Origin of the sequence: Mycobacterium sp. 1245852.3 (assembly GCF_001669335.1) — a bacterium.
Classification (GTDB): domain Bacteria; phylum Actinomycetota; class Actinomycetes; order Mycobacteriales; family Mycobacteriaceae; genus Mycobacterium; species Mycobacterium europaeum_A.
Window position 1 is genome coordinate 1 of sequence record NZ_LZLL01000278.1, and the last position, 559, is coordinate 559.

Below are 559 nucleotides of genomic sequence, written 5' to 3' on the forward strand. Positions count from 1 at the left end.
CAGCCGGTCAGGTACTTCATATACCGGTCGTAGACCTCCTGGGACTGGATGGCGATCGCCTGCTCGCGATTGGCCTCGAGTGCCTCGGCCCACAGGTCCAAGGTCCTGGCGTAGTGCTGCTGCAGCAGCTGCACCCGCTCGATCGTGAAGCCCGCCGCCTCGCCGAATTTGAAAATGTCTTCCTGCGCCGGGAGTTGTCCACCCGGGAAAATTTCCTGGCCGATGAATCGAGCGAATCGGATATCGCTCATCGTGATGGAAACACCGCGCTCGTGCTGCTGTTTTTGCGTGTAGGTCAAGATGGTGTGCAACAGCATTCGGCCGTCGTCGGGAAGGATCTCGTAGGCGCGCTCGAAAAATGCGGGATAGCGCTCCATCTTGAAAGCTTCGAAGGCGCCAATCGTGACGATCCGGTCGACCTTGTCCTCGAACTCTTCCCAGCCCTGCAACCGCACCTCGATGTTGCGGCTGGTCGGCAATCCGGCCAGCTTGTTCTTGCTGTACTCAAATTGATTGCGGCTCAGCGTGATCCCGATGACGTTGACGTCGTACTTCTCGA

At 58.5% G+C, this 559-nt stretch carries 1 protein-coding gene; it reads right to left on the minus strand.

What is annotated here, in order from left to right; all coding sequences use genetic code 11:
- The coding region (locus A9W96_RS12205) for a class I SAM-dependent methyltransferase (protein ID WP_197499496.1) at positions 1-559 on the minus strand (559 nt) is incomplete at both ends.